The organism is Micrococcus sp. EWR3.9.1 (assembly GCF_052615555.1).
Map to the genome: position 1 here is coordinate 108,582 of NZ_JBQXFD010000006.1, position 14,839 is coordinate 123,420.

The window sequence follows — 14,839 nt, forward strand, 5'->3', positions numbered from 1 at the left end:
CGCGTGCCGCGGGGCTCAGGCGTATCCGCGGCGCGCGGCCCAGCGGGTCAGCTCGTGGCGGTTGGAGAGTTGGAGCTTGCGCAGCACGGAGGACACATGGGTCTCGACCGTGCGGTCCGAGATGAACAGCTCCGCCCCGGCCTCCCGGTAGGTGTAGCCGCGGGCGATCAGCCGCATGACCTCCCGCTCCCGTGCCGAGAGCCGGTCGAGGTCCTCGTCGGGGGCCGCAGCCCCGCTCGTCGCCGCGGCGGGGACGGGCGGGGACGCGGGCGCCGTGCCGCGGAAGGCGTCGAGGACGAACCCGGCCAGTCGGGGCGAGAACACGGCATCGCCGTCGGCCACGCGGACCGCCGCGTCCGCCACCTCCACGCCGGAGGCCGTCTTGGTGATGTAGCCGCGGGCCCCCGCACGGATCACGGCGACGACGTCCTCGGCCGCGTCCGAGACGGACAGTGCCAGGAACCGCTGCGCGGGTCGGCGCGCGAGGACGCGTTCGGCCACCTCCGCTCCCCCGCCGCCGGCCCCGCCGGGCAGGTGCACGTCCAGCAGCACCACATCCGGCACCAGGTCCAGCACGGTGCGGACGGCCTCGTCCACGTCCCCGGCCTCGCCGACGATGGCCAGTCGGTCCGGGTCCAGGTCGGCGCGCAGGCCGGAGCGGAAGATCGCGTGGTCGTCCACGATGACGGCCGTGCGCGGGGCGGGGTCGGTCATGGGTGCTCCTGTCCGGCGCGCGCTCGCGCTCCCTCGGGCTCGGTCAGCGTCAGGTGGACCTCGGTGCCGCCCGGGCCGGACCGGATGCGGGCGGCCCCGCCGGCACGCTCCATGCGGCCGAGGATCGACTCCCGCACGCCGAGCCGGTCGGCCGGGACCGTGTGCAGGTCGAAGCCGGGGCCACGGTCCCGGACGAACACCTCCGCGACGGTGCGGCCATGGTCGTCCTCACCGGCCTCCGCGAAGACCTGCGCGTCGCCGGCGTGCCGGGCCGCGTTCTGCATGGCCTCGCGTGCCGCGGCCGCGAGCGGCTCGAGCCACGCCCCGGCGGCCCGGCCCACGGCCACGACCTCCACCCGGGACCCGTGTGCGTCCTCGACGGCGGCGGCGTGCTCTTCGAGCGCCTCCGCCAGGGAGCGCGGGCCGCCACGGGAGTCCAGGGCGAGGAACTGACGCAGCTCACGCTCCTGGGCGCGGGCCACCCGGGCCACCGCGTCTGCGTCATGGGCGCGCCGCTGGATGAGGGCGAGGGACTGCAGCACCGAGTCGTGCAGGTGCGCCGCGATCTCGGCGCGCTGGACCTGCACCGCGAACGCGGTCCGCTCCGCGTCGCGTCGGCGCAGCCAGGCCAGGACGTAGGGCATGGCCACCAGCGCCGCGCCGGCGAGCATCGCGACGGCGGCCAGCAGGGCCCGCCACAGCTCGCCCGAGCTCACGGCGCCCAGGACGATGGCCAGCACCGCCAGCAGCACGAGGGCCGTGCCGAGCACGAGGCGGACCAGTCGTCCGCTCCGCCCGGCCCGGGGCCCGCCCGCCAGGTCGAGCTGCATCCAGGCCAGGCCGAGGCCGATCACGAGGACGGCCACCGGGCCCACGAGCGCCCAGTCGACGGCGAGGCCGAGGCCGTCCGCGACGGTCAGCACGCCCACGCCGAGCACCACGGCGGCCAGCAGGACCGGCCAGCCGCCCTCGCGCACCCGCTCGAGCACCTCGGGGGCGCGACCACGCAGGGTGGGGGCGTCGGCGGCGGGAGCGCCGTCCGGGCCCTCCTCCGGCATGAGCAGCCAGAGCCACACGTACAGGGCCAGGCCCGCGCCGCCCATCAGGCTCAGCAGCGCCAGGGCCGCGCGGACACGGCCGACGGGCACCCCGAGATGCCGGGCGAGCCCCGCGGCGACGCCGGACACCGGGCGGTCGGCCCCGTGCCGCATCAACGGCGGACGTGGGGCCTGCGCGGGCGCGGACGGGGTGGGCATGCCCCCATCCTGCCGCGTCGGACGGGGTGACACATCCGGGGAGGATTCCGGGAGTTCCCGGATGGGCGGGGGCCGCGGGCGGACGAGGATGGAGACATGACGAGCACACACGACCCGTTCACCGGCCCCGGCCCCCACGTCGCCCCCGACGGAGCCACTGCGGGCGAGACCGGCCCCGACGGACTGGACGCCCTGCCGGGCTGGTTGCGCCGCGCCGTCCTGGGCTGGGGCGTGCGCCGCTCGCCGGCCTCGTGGGTCGGCGGGGTGCTCGGCGGCGTGGCCGAGCGCTACCGCATCGACCCGCTGCTCGCCCGCGGCGTGTTCGTCGCCGTATGCATGGTCTCCGCGGGCCTGGGCCTGCTGGCCTACGCGGCCGCCTGGGCCGTCCTCCCCGACGCCGACGGACGCGTGCAGTTCGGCCGCCTGCGCCGCGGGGAGTGGCAGGACGCCACCGTGGCCATCGGCGTGATCGGGGCGATCGGCGCCCTCAACCTGCTGCTCGGCGCCGGGTTCACCCTCATCGCCCCAGCCGTGGGCGGCCCCGGCTCCCTCGTGGGCCTGGGCGCGCTGGCCGTGCTCGTCTGGTGGCTCGTGACCCGTTGGGACGGCCGGGCGCAGGCCCGCGTGGCCCCGGGCCGGGCCCCCGACGCCGACCAGCCCACCCACGCCGTGCCGCGCCCGGCCTGGTACGTCGGCGGAGGCCCGGGCGAGCGGGCAGCCGAGGTCGCCGACCCGCACGGCTTCCGCCCCGAATGGATCGACCCCGCGACCGGCGCGTGGCGCGAGCCCGTCCACTCTCGCGAGCGGCGGGCCGCGGCGCGTCTGGCCGACGAGGCCCCGCGGGCGGCCACCGCCCCGACCGGCTCGGGGTCCGCAGCCACGGCCGCGAAGCCGCGCCTCGGGCCGATCGCGCAGGCCGCCACCTACGTCGGGGCCGTCCTCGCCGCGCTCGCCGCCCTCGGGATCAGCCTGCTGCTCGGCGTCGGTCCGACCCCCACGCTGCTGGCCGTGCCGATGCTCGTGGCCGCGCTCGCGGTGATCGCCCCCGTCATGCTGGGCACTCTGCTCAGCGGCCGTCGTCCCGGCACCCTCGGCCCGGCGAGCGGCATCCTCGTGGGTGCGACGGCCCTCCAGGTCGCCGTCCTCGTGGCCCTCGGCTGACCCGCCGCCCGTCGCCCGTCCCCTGACGCGACGCGGCGGGCACGCCTAGGGTAGTGCCGACCCCCACGAGAACGCCCGAGAGGACCCCATGCGCGTCGGAATGCTCACCTCCGGAGGCGACTGCCCCGGCCTGAACGCCGTCATCCGCTCCGCCGTCCTGCACGGCATCAAGTCGTACGACATGGAGATGGTGGGCATCCGCAACGGATGGTCCGGCCTGATCGAGAAGGACGTCGAGGACCTGCCCCGCTCCCGCGTGCGCGGCCTGGCCCGCACCGGCGGCACCATCCTCGGCACCTCGCGCACGCACCCCTACGACGCGGAGGGCGGCGGCCCGGAGAACATGCTCCGCAACCTGCGCGAGCTGGACATTGACGCCGTCATCGCCATCGGCGGCGAGGGCACCCTGGCCGGCGCGAACCGCCTGGCCGCGGACGGGCTGCCGATCGTGGGCGTGCCCAAGACGATCGACAACGACCTGCAGGGCACCGACTACACGTTCGGCTTCGACACGGCCGTGCAGATCGCCACGGACGCCATGGACCGGCTGCGCACCACGGGTGAGTCCCACCACCGGTGCATGGTCGCCGAGGTCATGGGCCGCCACGTCGGCTGGATCGCCCTGCACTCGGGCATGGCCGCCGGCGCCCACGCGATCCTCATCCCCGAGGTCCGCACCCCCATGTCCCAGGTCGCCGAATGGGTGCAGCAGGTCCACGACCGCGGTCGCTCCCCGCTGGTCGTGGTGGCGGAGGGCTTCATCCCCGAGGGCCACGACGACCCGCTGGCCGAGGCCGGCGTCGAAGCGTCCGGCCGGCCGCGTCTGGGCGGCATCGGCGAGTGGGTGACCCGCGAGATCGAGGAGATGACGGGCATCGAGACGCGCAGCACCATCCTGGGCCACATCCAGCGCGGCGGCGCCCCCACCGCCACGGACCGCGTGCTCTCCACGCGCTTCGGCATGGGCGCCGTCGACCTCGTCGCCCAGCGCCGCTGGGGACAGATGGTGGCGGCCAACGGCACGGAGATCATCTCCATCCCCATGAGCGCCGCCCTCAAGGGCCTCAAGAAGGTGCCGGTCTCCCGCTACGAGGAGGCGAAGATCCTGTTCGGCCGATGAGACCTGACCACCCCGCCGTCGGCGTGCTGGCCCTCGGGCTGGCGCGTCGGCTCGGCCTGCCCGACACCGCGCTCCTACCCGACGACGCCCCCACGGCGGGCGCCGAGCCGCGCCGCCTCGAGGTGGCCCGGCAGGGCGTGGCCGCGGCGGAGGTGCTGGCCCTGCCCTGGGCCACCGTCGTGGCGGGGCCGGCGTGGTTCACGCGTGCCTGCCGCGGCGTGCCCGCCGAGGCGCTGGGCGTGGAGTCGGCCCTGCTGCGGACGGCGGTGCGGGCGGCCACCGGGGAGGCCGTGCGCTCGCGCGGCGAGTTCACGCTCTACGCGGCCGAGGAACCGCCGCCGGTCGACCCCTCGCGCACCGTCGCCGTGTCCCACGACCCCGCCCACGTCCACGCCGTGGCCGCGCGGGCCCCCGCGGACGACGTGGCCGAGGCGGGTGTCCTCTCCTGGGAGTCCTTGGCCGCGCTCGTTCCCGACGACGGCGCGGGACGGGCGATCGAGGCCCCGGTGGCGGCGGCGGGGTATCACGTGACGGGCGGCGTGCTGGCCTCGCTGGGCACCCTCACCCCACCGTCACTGCGCGGTCGTGGGCTCGGCCGCTACGCGGTGGCCGTGGCGATGGACCGGGCGGCGCTGGAGGGGCTGCTGCCGTTCGCCGAGGTGCCGGCGGGCCACACGGCCGCGCACCACGTGGCGATCGCCGTCGGGCTGGAGGCGGCGGGCACGCGGACCGTGCTCGCGCTGGAGTGAGCGGGCGGGTCGGTCAGCGCAGGCGGCCCACGCCACGCGGTCGGCCGAGGACCTGCCCGGCGTCCGGGGACACGAGCGGCTCCTGGCTCGCGGCGATCCAGCCGCCCTCGGCGACACCGTCCTCGCCGGGAGCGTCCTCGCGGGCCAGCAGCTCGGCGTCCACGGGCACGGTGCGCTTGAGCAGCGCCAGGGCGACGGCGCCCGCCTCATGGTGCTGGGCTGCGGCGGTGACCGTCCCCACCGGACGGGCGGCGGCGCGGGCCTCGGGCGTGTCCTCGGCCGGCCGGAGGATCACGGGGGCACCGTGCTCGGGGAGCGTGTGGACGGAGCCGTCCAGGAGCAGGCGGGTGAGGCGGCGGGGCGGGCGGCCCAGGTTGTGCACGCGCGCCACGGTCTCCTGACCGCGGTAGCAGCCCTTGTCGAGGTGCACGGCGGTGCGCAGCAGGTCCAGCTCGTGCGGGATCGCGCGATCGTCCACGTCGAGGGCCCGGCGGGGGCGGCCGGCCTCGATGCGCAGCGCCTCGGCCGCCGTCGTGCCCGCCAGGGACCAGCCCGCGAGCGCGCCCGTGCCGAGTGCGCGGACGGTGGCCTCGAGGTCGGCCCGGGTGACGAGGTACTCGCGCCAGGCCCAGTCCGCCCCCGGGTGGGCCTCGGGATCCGGATCGGCCGTGTAGGCCCAGCCGCCCGCCCCGACGCGGGGCCACGGGTCCAGCCACACGGTGCGGTCCTCCCAGCCGGGCACGGGCGCGGTGGCACCCACGACGGCGACCGCAGCGGTGTGGTCCCGCAGCGTGACGTCGTGGGAGAAGCGCATCGAGGTGAGCCACGCGGCCAGGCCCGGGCCGTCCTCGCGGTCCGTGACGAGCCAGGCCGCGGCGCCGTCCTCGAGGAGGTGGGCGGCGTGCTCGATCCGCCCCTGCACGTCGAGGAAGAGGATCTCGGTGCTCGTGCCGGGGGGCAGCGTCTCGACGTGCTGCGTGCCGAGCGTGTGCAGCCAGCTCAGCCGGTCCGGGCCGGACACGGAGAGCACGGCGCGGTGGGAGAGGTCGACCAGGGCGCGGCCCCGGGCGAGGGCGCGCTGCTCGGGCAGGGGACGACCGTAGTGCGCGGCGACGCCGCCGTCCGGGCCGCGGCCCTCGACGGCGCCGCCGGCCGGCCCCTGCGGCTCGGCCACGGCCAGGTCCAGCAGCGGGCTGCGGGAGGCCGTCACGACTGCTCCCCGTGCTTCCGCCCGCCGGCGCCGCGAGGACGCTCGGCCCCCGGGGCGAGCCGACCCTCGGCCGCGCTCGGCATGCGGTCCAGGATGGCGGAGGCGTGCGCCTGGAGCTCGGCACCCGCGGCGTCCGCGACGTCCCAGCGCCAGAACAGCTGCCCGTTCACGAGACCGGCCATGCGGGTGGCCCGGTGGTACGGCCCGGCGGCGGAGCCGCGCAGGATCGCGTCCGTGGCCAACTGCAGCTGCGGGCCCTTGATGCGGCCGTAGTACAGCTCGGCCAGCGAGCCCGGATGCGTGATGGTGGCGGTCAGGCCGAAGCCCTGGTCGCCGGCGCGCAGCCCCTCGACGTCCTCGGCGGAGCGGAACGCGGGGACGATGTCCGCCGGGCGCATGCCGGGGCCGACGTCGCCGTCGCGCCGCTCCCGGTCCACCTGCCAGAAGCCGGACTCCACGGTCAGCGGACGCAGCAGCGTGCCGTCCGCCTCGCACAGCCATGATTCCGCGCGGTACTCCACGAACGGCAGACCGTGCTCGGTGAAGTCCACCCGCTGGTAGAAGATCTCAGTGTCGGCGGAGCCGTCGCCGAGGCGGCCCTGGCCCTCCCAGCTGCCGATGAGCCAGGACAGGGGGGCGAGCTCTGGGGTGAGGTCGTACGGGAGTTCAGTCGCCATGGCAGATCACGGCGCGGCCCGCCAGCGGGCCGCGCGTCCTCAGCGCTGGCCCTTGAAGAGGCCGTTGATGACGACCGCGGCGACGGCGGCCATGCCCAGGCCGGCCAGGACCACGAGGGCCAGGAAGAAGATCTCGAGCGCAAGAAGGGTATCCATGCGGGACATCCTACCGAGCGGGTCGGACCTGTCAGGCCAGGAAGCCCACCATGACGTGCGCCACGACGCCGGCCGCTCCCACGGGCGCCAACGCGAGGGCGTAGCCCGCCCGGCGCGGGCGCAGGGTGGTGCCCACCGGCCGGTCCTCGGGCCGCGGCCGCGACGACGGCGCCGTGGCGGCGGTCAGGGACACCAGCACGGCCACCGCGAGCGCCGCGGCCATGACGGCCGGCCGGTCCCGGGCGCCCACGCCGGCCAGCGCGGAGACGGGCCACGCGAGCACCGTGCTGAGGGGGATGACCACGAGCGCCAGGACTCCCGGCCGGCCCTGCATCCACGGGGTGAGGCCGACGAGGGAGACCGCGGCCACCGTGACTGCCAGGGTGATGACCAGCCCGGCGACCGCGGGGGTGTCGCTCCAGCGTGAGACGGCCACCCAGCACGCTGTCACGACGGCCACGAACGCCCCGCCCATCGTGGCGACGGTGGACTCGAGGCGCAGCGGCCGGCCGGTCCCGCGCACCAGCTGGACGACGAACGAGGCCATGGTGCTCCAGGCGACGACGACGGCGAGCGGCTCGAAGAGCGTCCAGGCCCCGCTGTGGCCGTCCTCGAGCGGCGGCCACAGCAGCATGAGCAGCACCGCGGCGCCCCCGGCGACGGCCAGGGTGACGCTGAGCGAGAGGCGCGCGGGCGCCCCCATCTGCCGCGGCCAGCCCCAGGCGATGACCAGGATCACGACGGCGGCGGCGAGGGCGGCGGGGACCGGGCCCAGCAACGCGGCACCGCCCAGGACGAGGGCGGCGACGGCCGCACTCAGGGCCATGGACAAGCGCATCACCTGCCCCATCCTGCCAGGTGCGCACCGGCTCGGCCCTGGGCGGGCGACGGCGGGCGCACCTCGCGGGCCACCGCCCTCCTTCCGTAGGGTGACCGGTATGGCCGAACACCCCACCCCCACGACCTCCGACGCCGACGGCATGCCGCGCGTCGTCACCCCGCGCCCGGAGGAGGCGAGCGCCGTCCTGGACCTGGCCGACCGCGCCGGAGCGGCGGACGGCCATCCCCCGCTCTCGGACCAGACGCGCGTGCTGCTCGCCCGCGGCGGGCAGCTCTGGTGGGGGGCCACCCGGGGCACGGACGGGGCGATCGACGGGGCGGCCGTGCTCGTGCCGGAGGGCGCGGCGGCCGTGCTCGAGCTCGTCGTCGACCCGACCGCACGCCGCACCGGACGGGGCTCGGTCCTGGCCGATGCCGCGGCCGCCGCGGTCCGGGACCTGGCACGGGAGGACAGCACCAGCGTTTGGGCCCACGGCATGCTCCCGGGGGCGGTCCGGCTCGCCCGGCGGCACGGCCTCGAGCCCGTCCGCGAGCTGCGCCGGATGCGCCTGTCGCACGTGGCGCTCGCCGCCCTGCCGGAGGTGCGGCTCGCCGACGGGGTGGCCCTGCGCGGCTTCGTCCCCGGCCAGGACGAGCAGGCCTGGCTGGACGTGAACGCCGCCGCCTTCGCGGACCACCCCGAACAGGGCAGCCTGACCCGCGCCGACCTCGACGACCGCATGGCGGAGGACTGGTTCGACGCCGACGGCCTCCTGCTCGCCGCCCGCGAGGCGGACGGGCGGCTGCTCGGCTTCCACTGGACGAAGGTGGAGCCGGATGCCGGAGCCGACGGCCCGCGCGTCGGGGAGGTGTACGCCGTGGGCGTCTCCCCCGACGCCCAGGGCCTCGGCCTCGGTCGGGCCCTGACGCTGGCGGGGCTGCACCGGATGGCGGAGCAGGGAGTCGACGTCGTGGACCTGTACGTGGACGCGGACAACACGGCCGCCGTCGCGCTCTACGCGTCCCTCGGCTTCGAGCTGTTCGCCGCCGACGCCCAGTACCGCCGCCCCTGAGACCCTCGGGCGGGGACCGGCCGGGCACATCCCGGCGGCCTCGTATCCTGGTGAGGCCGGCCCCCGTGGGGTCGGCCACGCCCCGTGCCCTGCCCCAGCAGTCGTCGCGGCCGCCGCACCCCGAGAGGAACCCGCCCCATGCCTTCGTCCCACGCCGACCGCGTCGCCCGCTGGTCCACGGAGGACCGCGCCTCGGAAGGCCCCCGCGCCGAGGTGCTGGCCGCCGGCATGCTGCCGTGGCGCCGCGTGCCCGGCGGCCTCGAGGTGATGGTGATCCACCGGCCCCGCTACGACGACTGGTCGTGGCCCAAGGGCAAGCTCGATCCGGGTGAGACGCTGCCGGAGTGCGCGGTGCGCGAGCTGCGCGAGGAGGTCGGCCTGGAGCTGCGGCCGGGCATCCCGCTGTGCGTGACCGCGTACGAGGTGCCCGGCAAGCGGGGCGTACGTCAGAGCAAGGAGGTCTGGTACTGGGCCGCCGAGGTCGACGGCCAGCGCGCCCTCCCCGACGGCGACGAGGTGGACGAGGTCCGCTGGGTCGGGCCGGACGAGGCCCGGCGGCTGCTGACGAACGACTCGGATCGCGAACCGCTCGACCTGCTGCTGCGTGCCGCCTCTCGGGGGCGCCTGCGGACCGTGCCGCTGCTGGTGCTGCGCCACGCCAAGGCCAAGCCCCGCTCCTCGTGGTCCCGCGCCGAGCAGGAGCGTCCGCTGGCGGCGACGGGCCGGCGGCAGGCGCTCGCCGTCGAGGGCCTCGTGGGGGCCTGGCAGCCGGAGCGGCTGGTCTCCTCCCCGTGGCGCCGCTGCGTGGAGACGCTGGCCCCGCTCGTGAAGTCCAGCCGGCTGCCGCTGAAGACCAAGGGCGCCTTCACGGAGACCACGGCCCGGGAGAAGCCCAAGAAGACCCGCAAGGTGATGGCCGAGCTCATGGGCCGCTCCCAGCCCCTGGTCGTGTGCACGCACCGGCCGGTGCTGCCGACGCTGTTCGAGGTGATCGAGGACGCGGCCGCCGGCCAGGCGGACCGCGTGCTGCGGGCCCTGCCGACCGAGGATCCGTGGCTGCGGCCCGGCGCCGTGCTCGTGGCGCACCGCGCCCTCGACCTCGACGGCGACGTGGTGGCCGTCGAGGTCTACGACCCCTGGGACGACTGAGCCGCCCGCACAGGCCTCGGCCCGCACGACCGGGCCACCGTTGAGCAGGTCCGCCCCCGGCCCTAGGCTCGGGTCATGGAGAACACCGCCGCCCAGAGCCAGCCTGAGAAGATCGTCCACGAGCGCCTCACGGTGACCCGGGACCCGGACCGACAGCGCTTCGAGCTGCGCCAGGACGGGACGTTCATCGGGTTCCTCGGCTACGACCAGGAGACCGTGCGCGGCGAGGACGGCGAGGACACCGTGGTCCTGCGCCTGCAGCACACCATCATCGACGAGCAGTTCGGCCGCCGCGGCTTTGCCCGCGCCCTCGTGACCATGGTCCTGGACCGGCTGCGCGCGGAGGGTGACCGGATCGTGCCCGAGTGCTCCTACGTGGAGGACTACCTGCGCCGCTACCCCGAGTACCAGGACATGGTGTTCCACGGCTGACCGGGGTGTGGGGGCCTGCCCTGCCGTATCAACTGCCTGATACAGTGCGGCCGTGCGCGGCTGTCGCGCACCCCGTCGCAAGAAGCGCGCCATGCCCGCCCTGCCCCTCGAGGTCCTCTGGACCGTCAGCCTCCTGACCTTCCTCATCGGCCTGATCCTCTACGGGACGGGCCGCCGCTCCCGCTGGACGGCCGCCGGGGTCGCGGCCCGCGGCCACCTCATGGCCGCCTCCGCCCTGACGGTCCTGGCCACCGGCGTGTGGGCAGGCCCCGCACCACTGGCCGGAGCCTGGCTCGGCGACTCCCGGGGCGGATGGCACCTGGCCGGTGGCGTCCCCGCCTCCGAGCGGTGGAGCACGGAGGCCCTCGACGCCGCCCCCGTGGCCGCCACGGTCACGGCCCTCGCCGTCCTCCTGCCGGCGTTGTGGCTGGTCCTCGTTCCCGCCCTGGCCCAGGTGACGTGGCCGCGCGTCACCGCGCCGCGCCGCACGGCCGGCCTCGTCGCCCGCCGCTGGCCCGACCTGTTCCCGGTCCGCCTGCGGATCCTCCTCGTCGCAGGCCTGGGGTTCGCGCTCGCCGGCGCCGCGGCGGTCGTGACCGGCCCCGGGGTCCAGGGGGCCCGGTACCGCCTGCACGTGGGAGCGGACTCGGTCCCCTTCGGCGCCGACTTCCTCGGCGCCCCGGCCGGGTCCGCCGTCGCCGGGTGGTATGCCCTGGGCGCGGCGGCAGTCGTCCTCGCGTGCGCCGCCGTCGTCGTGGCCGTGCACCACCGGCCCATGCTCAGCGGGCTGAGCCCCGCAGCGGACCTGGCGGCGCGTCGGGTCGCCGTGGACCGCACCGTCCGCATCGGCGTCGCCCAGCTGTGCTGGATCGGCCTCGCCGCGGTGGCCGGGCGCCTCGAGGTCGGGGCGATCAGCACACCGGAGCTCGTGGACCGGTTGCGCGAGCTGGACCCCGCCTCACCCGCCACGGCCCTGCTCCTGGGCGGCACCGTCGCGGTGATCCTCGTCCTGGCCCTGCTCAAGCCCTACCGCGACCTCCGGACGCTGCGCGCCGACGACGCCGTCCCGCACTCCGACACACCGGTGGCGGCGGGCCGTGGCTGAGCCCGCGGTCCAGATTGACCTCCGCTCTCCCGTCCCGCCCTTCGAGCAGATCCGGGCACGGATCGCAGACCTCGTCGCCGCCGGCGAGCTGCCCGCCGGCACCCGCCTCCCCTCCGTCCGGGCCCTCGCGGGCGACCTCGGCATCGCCCCCAACACCGTGGTGCGCGCCTACCGCGAGCTCGAGGCGGCCGGCGTCGTGCACACGGCGCGCGGCAAGGGCACCGTGGTGGCCGACGCCCCACCCGCCCCGGACGACGCCGCGGTGGGCGCCGCCGTCGAGCGCGCCGTGGCCCTGGCCCGGGCCGCGGGCTGGGACGCGGCCCGCCTGCACCGGGCCGTCGACGACGCTCAGCGCGTCCGCTCGGATCGCTAGAGTGGGCCGGGTGAGCATCCCGACCCCCTACGAGGACCTCCTCGCCGACGTGATGGCGCACGGGGCCGTCAAGACGGACCGGACCGGCACGGGCACGCGCAGCGTGTTCGGCCGCCAACTGCGCTTCGACCTGGCCGAGTCCTTCCCGCTGATCACGACCAAGCGCGTGCACTTCAAGTCGGTCGCGCTCGAGCTGCTGTGGTTCCTGCGCGGGGACTCGAACGTGCGGTGGCTCCAGGAGCGCGGCGTGCGGATCTGGAACGAGTGGGCGGACGAGGACGGCGAGCTCGGCCCCGTCTACGGCGTGCAGTGGCGCTCATGGCCCACCCCGGACGGGGGCCACATCGACCAGATCGCCAAGGTCGTGGAGCAGATTCGGACGAACCCCGACTCGCGCCGGCACATCGTCACCGCGTGGAACCCCGCCGAGGTGGACGTGATGGCGCTGCCGCCGTGCCACGCGCTGTTCCAGTTCTACGTCTCCCCCGGTCAGGACGGCGCCCCCGGGCGGCTCTCGTGCCAGCTCTACCAGCGCTCCGCGGACCTGTTCCTCGGCGTGCCGTTCAACATCGCCTCGTATGCGCTGCTCACGGTGATGGTCGCGCAGCAGACCGGGCTGACTCCCGGCGAGTTCGTGTGGACCGGCGGGGACGTGCACATCTACGCGAACCACGAGGAGCAGGTGCGCGAGCAGCTCTCCCGCGAGCCGTACCCGTACCCGCGGCTGCGGCTGCGGCGCACCCCTGCGTCGATCTTCGACTACGACTACGAGGACTTCGAGGTCCTCGACTACCGTCACCACCCCACCATCACGGCGCCGATCGCCGTCTGAGCCGAGGATGCGCAGCGACCCCATGAGCCGGGCCACCCGTCCCACCGAGCCCGTGATCGCCATGATCTGGGCCCAGACCCCCGGGCGCGTCATCGGCCGCGACGGCACCATGCCGTGGCACGTCCCGGAGGACCTCACCCACTTCCGGGCCCACACGCACGGCCACCCCGTGATCATGGGCCGGCGCACGTGGGAGTCGTTCCCGGCGCGGTTCCGCCCGCTGCCCGGGCGCACGAACATCGTGGTCTCCCGCACCCTGACGGCCACCGAGCAGGCCGGCGCCCAGCTGCGGGCCGCGGGCGCCGTCGTCGTGCCTGACTTCGGGGCGGCCCTGGCCGCCGCGGCCGAGGCCGACGGCTGTGACACCGTGTGGGTGATCGGTGGGGCGACCCTCTACGAGCAGGCCCTCGACGTGGCCTCCCGCGCCGAGGTGACCGTGATCGACGCGGACGTCGACGGCGACACGCACGCCCCGCCGCTCGACGCCCGCTGGCGGCGCACCGCCGTCGACCCCGCCCCCGACGCGTGGCTGGACTCCGCCTCCGGCCCGCGCCACCGCTTCGAACGATGGGAACGCGACTGACATGGCCCCGACCGACTCCGACCAGCGTCTGCTCTCCCCGCAGGCGGTCACGTTCCTCGCGCTCGTCGCCCTGCCCGTGCTGGCGTTCGTGTGCGCCGTGTTCGGGCTGATCCTCGTGCTGCAGGGCAAGACCATCGCCGGGCTGGTGTTCCTGCTCGTGCTGACCCAGGTGTTCGCCGTGGGCGGTCTCATCGCGTGGAACAGGCGGAAGCGTGCGCAGCAGGGCCGCTAGCCTGGAGGGCATGACTTCCGCTGCCCCCGCATCTGTGAACGCCCCCGACGCGGCCGCCGTGCCCACCGTGGGACTGGTCGGCTGGCGCGGCATGGTGGGGTCCGTCCTCCTGCAGCGCATGGCCGAGGAGGGCGACTTCGCCCGCGTCCACCCCGTCTTCTTCTCCACGTCCAACGCCGGCGGTCCCGCGCCCGTGCTCGAGGGCATGGCCGGCGACCCGGGCGTGCTCCAGGACGCGTACGACGTGGACGCACTCAAGGCCCTGCCCGTGATCCTCACCGCGCAGGGCGGGGACTACACGCAGGCCGTGTACCCGAAGCTGCGCGCCGCCGGCTGGGACGGCATCTGGATCGACGCCGCCTCCACCCTGCGCATGGCCGACACCTCCGTGATCGCGCTGGACCCCGTGAACCGCGACGTGATCGACGCCGCCCTGGCGAACGGGACGAAGGACTTCATCGGCGGCAACTGCACCGTGTCCTGCATGCTCATGGGCCTGGGTGGCCTGTTCAAGGCGGGCCTGGTCGAGTGGGGCACCGCCATGACCTATCAGGCGGCCTCCGGCGGCGGCGCCCGGCACATGCGCGAGCTGCTCACCCAGTACGCCGAGCTGGGCGGCGCGGTGCGCGCCGAGCTGGCCGATCCGGCGTCGGCGATCCTCGAGATCGACCGCAAGGTGATCGAGCTGCAGCGCGGCGGCCTGGACTCGACGCAGTTCGGCGTGCCGCTGGGTGGCTCGCTGATCCCCTGGATCGACTCCGACCTGGGCGACGGCGTCTCCCGCGAGGAGCGCAAGGCCTACGACGAGACCAACAAGGTGCTCGGACTGACCGGGGCGGACCGGATCCCGTTCGACTCGCTGTGCGTGCGGATCGGCGCCATGCGCTCCCACTCGCAGGCCCTCACCCTCAAGCTCACCCGGGACGTGCCGCTGGACGAGGTCGAGCAGATCATCGCCGCGGACAACGAGTGGGTGCAGGTGGTGCCGAACACCAAGGAGGCCACGGTCACCGACCTGACCCCGATCGCCGCGACCGGCACCCTGCAGATCCCCGTCGGTCGGCTGCGCAAGCTCAACATGGGTCCCGAGTACCTCTCGGCGTTCACCGTCGGCGACCAGCTGCTGTGGGGTGCGGCCGAGCCCGTGCGCCGCATGCTGATGATCGCCACCGGCAACCTCTGAGCCGCGACGCCGGCG

17 protein-coding genes are annotated in these 14,839 nt (G+C 75.7%); 12 read left to right on the forward strand and 5 right to left on the reverse strand.

Annotation, left to right across the window (positions count from 1 at the left end):
• Positions 1 to 15 precede the first annotated feature (15 nt).
• Positions 16 to 714, reverse strand: a complete 699-nt coding sequence (locus ACUJ8O_RS05865; protein WP_095353621.1) for a LuxR C-terminal-related transcriptional regulator — start codon at positions 712 to 714, stop codon at positions 16 to 18.
• Positions 711 to 1,970, reverse strand: coding sequence for an ATP-binding protein (locus ACUJ8O_RS05870; protein ID WP_036381519.1), 1,260 nt, complete (start codon positions 1,968 to 1,970; stop codon positions 711 to 713). Before ACUJ8O_RS05870 ends, ACUJ8O_RS05865 begins: the two co-directional genes overlap by 4 nt.
• A gap of 96 nt (positions 1,971 to 2,066) precedes the next feature.
• Between ACUJ8O_RS05870 and ACUJ8O_RS05875 the strand changes: the two genes are divergently transcribed.
• From ACUJ8O_RS05875 to ACUJ8O_RS05885, 3 genes are all read left to right on the forward strand, one after another.
• Entirely contained in the window at positions 2,067 to 3,131 is a 1,065-nt protein-coding gene (locus ACUJ8O_RS05875) for a PspC domain-containing protein (protein ID WP_036381516.1), read from the forward strand.
• Positions 3,132 to 3,219: 88 nt separating this feature from the next.
• Entirely contained in the window at positions 3,220 to 4,251 is a 1,032-nt protein-coding gene (locus ACUJ8O_RS05880) for a 6-phosphofructokinase (RefSeq protein ID WP_036381514.1), read from the forward strand.
• On the forward strand, positions 4,248 to 5,000 hold the full coding sequence (locus ACUJ8O_RS05885; RefSeq protein ID WP_036381511.1) for a GNAT family N-acetyltransferase: 753 nt from the start codon (positions 4,248 to 4,250) through the stop codon (positions 4,998 to 5,000). The genes ACUJ8O_RS05880 and ACUJ8O_RS05885 overlap by 4 nt, the downstream gene beginning before the upstream one ends.
• 13 nt (positions 5,001 to 5,013) lie before the next feature.
• Here ACUJ8O_RS05885 and ygfZ read toward each other — a convergent pair whose 3' ends face one another.
• The 3 genes from ygfZ to ACUJ8O_RS05900 all read right to left on the reverse strand — a co-directional run bounded on the left by ygfZ (position 5,014) and on the right by ACUJ8O_RS05900 (position 7,881).
• Entirely contained in the window at positions 5,014 to 6,210 is a 1,197-nt protein-coding gene (gene ygfZ, locus ACUJ8O_RS05890; protein WP_036381508.1) for a CAF17-like 4Fe-4S cluster assembly/insertion protein YgfZ, read from the reverse strand.
• Positions 6,207 to 6,887 carry a nitrobindin family protein gene (locus ACUJ8O_RS05895; protein ID WP_036317725.1) on the reverse strand — a complete coding sequence of 227 codons (681 nt, stop codon included), beginning with the start codon at positions 6,885 to 6,887 and terminating at the stop codon, positions 6,207 to 6,209. Before ACUJ8O_RS05895 ends, ygfZ begins: the two co-directional genes overlap by 4 nt.
• Before the next feature lie 187 nt (positions 6,888 to 7,074).
• On the reverse strand, positions 7,075 to 7,881 hold the full coding sequence (locus ACUJ8O_RS05900; RefSeq protein WP_239664486.1) for a hypothetical protein: 807 nt from the start codon (positions 7,879 to 7,881) through the stop codon (positions 7,075 to 7,077).
• 100 nt (positions 7,882 to 7,981) lie between these two features.
• Here ACUJ8O_RS05900 and mshD point away from each other — a divergent pair, with 100 nt between their 5' ends.
• The 9 genes from mshD to asd all read left to right on the forward strand — a co-directional run bounded on the left by mshD (position 7,982) and on the right by asd (position 14,824).
• A complete protein-coding gene (gene mshD, locus ACUJ8O_RS05905; RefSeq protein ID WP_445373228.1) occupies positions 7,982 to 8,935 on the forward strand; it encodes a mycothiol synthase in 954 nt (317 codons plus the stop codon).
• A 138-nt stretch (positions 8,936 to 9,073) separates the two neighbouring features.
• Positions 9,074 to 10,084, forward strand: a complete 1,011-nt coding sequence (locus ACUJ8O_RS05910) for an NUDIX hydrolase (protein ID WP_036381499.1) — start codon at positions 9,074 to 9,076, stop codon at positions 10,082 to 10,084.
• 75 nt (positions 10,085 to 10,159) lie between these two features.
• A complete protein-coding gene (locus ACUJ8O_RS05915) occupies positions 10,160 to 10,516 on the forward strand; it encodes a GNAT family N-acetyltransferase (RefSeq protein WP_002854752.1) in 357 nt (118 codons plus the stop codon).
• A 91-nt stretch (positions 10,517 to 10,607) separates the two neighbouring features.
• Entirely contained in the window at positions 10,608 to 11,621 is a 1,014-nt protein-coding gene (locus tag ACUJ8O_RS05920; protein ID WP_158184932.1) for a hypothetical protein, read from the forward strand.
• Positions 11,614 to 11,994, forward strand: a complete 381-nt coding sequence (locus ACUJ8O_RS05925) for a GntR family transcriptional regulator (RefSeq protein WP_158184931.1) — start codon at positions 11,614 to 11,616, stop codon at positions 11,992 to 11,994. Before ACUJ8O_RS05920 ends, ACUJ8O_RS05925 begins: the two co-directional genes overlap by 8 nt.
• 52 nt (positions 11,995 to 12,046) lie before the next feature.
• Positions 12,047 to 12,826 (forward strand): thymidylate synthase, encoded by a 780-nt coding sequence (locus ACUJ8O_RS05930; protein WP_236649810.1) that lies wholly within the window; start codon positions 12,047 to 12,049, stop codon positions 12,824 to 12,826.
• A 22-nt stretch (positions 12,827 to 12,848) separates the two neighbouring features.
• Positions 12,849 to 13,409, forward strand: a complete 561-nt coding sequence (locus ACUJ8O_RS05935) for a dihydrofolate reductase (RefSeq protein ID WP_158184930.1) — start codon at positions 12,849 to 12,851, stop codon at positions 13,407 to 13,409.
• Position 13,410: 1 nt separating this feature from the next.
• Positions 13,411 to 13,641, forward strand: a complete 231-nt coding sequence (locus ACUJ8O_RS05940; RefSeq protein WP_144824747.1) for an NF038396 family protein — start codon at positions 13,411 to 13,413, stop codon at positions 13,639 to 13,641.
• A gap of 10 nt (positions 13,642 to 13,651) precedes the next feature.
• Complete coding sequence (gene asd, locus ACUJ8O_RS05945) at positions 13,652 to 14,824, forward strand: aspartate-semialdehyde dehydrogenase (RefSeq protein WP_201749627.1); 1,173 nt, start codon at positions 13,652 to 13,654, stop codon at positions 14,822 to 14,824.
• Positions 14,825 to 14,839 lie beyond the last annotated feature (15 nt).